Raw genomic sequence first — 2,345 nt, forward strand, 5'->3', positions numbered from 1 at the left:
CGGGCGGCTCTGCCGGCTCGGGTGAGGTGAGCGGCGTCGTCACGCCCGCCCCGCGCCCGTCGGAGGGCGCCACGGAGGCGAGCCTGCGCGGGCGCAAGGCCGCCGCGCTCGGGTACAACTTCGCGTGGCTCACCACGGCGCTCCTCGCGGTGTCGGTGACGCTGCGCGGCCTGTCGGTGACCCGCTTCCCGTTGGGCAACATGTTCGAGTTCGCCGTCGCCGCGTGCTTGGTGGTCATGCTCGGCTTCTGCCTGTGGTCGCTGCGCCGTGACCTGCGCTGGATGGGCGCGTTCGTCACCCTGCCGGTGCTGCTCGTGCTCGGCGCCGCCATGACCGTCTGGTACACCGAGGCCTCGGAACTGCTGCCGGCGCTGAAGTCGTACTGGCTCGTCATCCACGTGACCATCGCCGTCATCGCCATGTCGCTGTTCTTCTTCGGCTTCGTTGCGCTGCTGCTGCACCTGGCGCAGGCCCGCCGGGAGGCCAGCGGTGCGCAGACGTGGCTGGCGCGCTTGCCGAACTCCGTGGCGCTGGAGCGGCTGGCCTACTCGATCCACATCATCGCCTTCCCGTTGTGGACCTTCTCGATCCTCGCCGGCGCGATCTGGGCCCGTCAGGCGTGGGGTTCGTACTGGAACTGGGACCCCAAGGAGGTGTGGAGCTTCATCATCTGGGCGGTGTACGCCGCCTACCTCCACGCCCGCGCGACCAAGGGCGTCGGCCGCAACACCGCCACGTGGATCGGCATCGCCGGGTTCGTGTGCATCATCGTCAACTACGCGATCGTCAACCAGTTCTTCGTCGGTCAGCACTCCTACTCGGGGCTGTGATCGCGTGAAGTTGTCGCCGATCGTCCGGTACTCGCTGCTGCGCTTCCTGATCTTCTTCGGGTGCGTGCTCGCGCTCTGGCTCGTCGGACTGCGCTCCGCGGCGCAGTTGCCGTGGCTCGTCGTCGGCGCGGCCGTGCTCTCGATCATCATCTCGACGCTTGTGCTGGCGCCGCTGCGCCGTGAGTACACGCAGGACCTCATCGCCCGCCGCGAGGCCAAGGCGGCGGGTCGGCCGGTGCCGGAGCGCCGTGTGGCCGACCCGGAGGGGGACTCGGCCGTCGAGGATCGTGAGGCCGATGCGTACGAGGCGGATCAGGGGCGTGCGGATCAAGGCGGCGCCGATCAGGGTGGCGCCGATCAGGGTGAGGAGCCCGAGGAGTTCCGCTGACACCCCGCTGACGGGGAGGGGGTGCTCAGCGCAGGGCGATGCCCAGCGCCAGGAGCGCCGACCACGCGAGTTGCCCCAGGCTCGTCGCGCTGATCGTCGGGATGAGGTCGCGCCCGGTGGCGCCGCTGCGCACGGTTCGCACGCCGGGGCGGACCACGATCGCGGCGAGTGCGGCGATGAACGCCCACGGGTGCCAGATCCCGATGGCGACACCGCACAGGAGCGCCGTGCCGACCAGCCCCACGTACAGCCGCCGGGTGCCGGCATCGCCCAGGCGCACCGCGAGGGTCGTCTTGCCGGTCTGGGAGTCGGTGGGGATGTCGCGCAGGTTGTTCGTCACGAGGATGGCCGAGGACCACGCGCCGCCACCGACCGCACCGAGCAGGCCGACCCAGGAGATGGCGTGCGCCTGCGTGTACTGCGTGCCCAGCGTCGCGACGAGGCCGAAGAAGACGAAGACGAAGACCTCACCCCACCCGCGGTAGCCGTAGGGGTTCGACCCGCCGGTGTAGAACCACGCCGCGAGCACGGCCGCGACGCCGACGAGCAGCAACCACCACGTGCCGGAGAGCGCGACGAGCGCCAGGCCGGCCAGGCACCCGATGCCGAGGAACGTGAACGCGGCCGCCTTGACCGACCCGGGCGAGGCCAACCGTTGCCCGACCAGACGCACTGGGCCGACGCGCTCCTCGTCGGTGCCGCGCACCCCGTCCGAGTAGTCGTTGGCATAGTTGACGCCGATCTGGAAGGCGAGCGCGACGATCATCGCCAGCGTCGCCAGGCCGAGGTCGGCGCGGCCGAGCCCCGCTGCGGCGGCCGTGCCGACGACGACGGGAGCGATGGCGGTCGGGAGGGTGCGCGGACGGGCCCCCTCGATCCATTGGGCAGTGGTGGCCATGTGGGCGCCTGCCTCCTTCGGTGATGACGGTGAGGCGGCGGCGCCCCGGAACAGACGCATCTTCGCACGTGGCTCAGGGTGCGGCGGTCAACCTCGCCGCCAGGGCCTGGCGGTCAGGCTTGCCCGGGCCCCGCAGCGGGATCGCCGACAGCACGACGATCCGCCGCGGCAGGGCATGCCCCGGTAGGTGGCCGCGCAGGGCCGCCCGCACGTCCTCGACCGTGGGCGC

At 71.5% G+C, this 2,345-nt stretch carries 3 protein-coding genes; 2 read left to right on the forward strand and 1 reads right to left on the reverse strand.

The annotated features are described in order from the left end of the window. Together ccsB and KD1_RS15735 are read left to right on the forward strand one after the other, a co-directional pair. Positions 1-830, forward strand: an 830-nt coding sequence (ccsB, locus tag KD1_RS15730) for a c-type cytochrome biogenesis protein CcsB (protein ID WP_068403474.1), incomplete at its 5' end; no start/stop codon positions are given. Between the two features lie 4 nt (positions 831-834). Next, on the forward strand, positions 835-1,218 hold the full coding sequence (locus KD1_RS15735) for a DUF4229 domain-containing protein (protein WP_068403476.1): 384 nt from the start codon (positions 835-837) through the stop codon (positions 1,216-1,218). Between the two features lie 25 nt (positions 1,219-1,243). Here KD1_RS15735 and KD1_RS15740 read toward each other — a convergent pair whose 3' ends face one another. Next, complete coding sequence (locus KD1_RS15740; RefSeq protein WP_068403478.1) at positions 1,244-2,116, reverse strand: 1,4-dihydroxy-2-naphthoate polyprenyltransferase; 873 nt, start codon at positions 2,114-2,116, stop codon at positions 1,244-1,246. Between the last annotated feature and the right edge of the window lie 229 nt (positions 2,117-2,345).

Source organism: Kribbia dieselivorans NBRC 106261 (genome assembly GCF_001552435.1).
GTDB classification, from domain to species: Bacteria; Actinomycetota; Actinomycetes; order Actinomycetales; family Dermatophilaceae; genus Kribbia; species Kribbia dieselivorans.

Excerpts from the sequence above, each read along its gene's own strand:
- KD1_RS15740 (WP_068403478.1), bottom strand. The coding sequence starts at position 2,116 with ATGGCCACCACTGCCCAATGGATCGAGGGGGCCCGTCCGCGCACCCTC.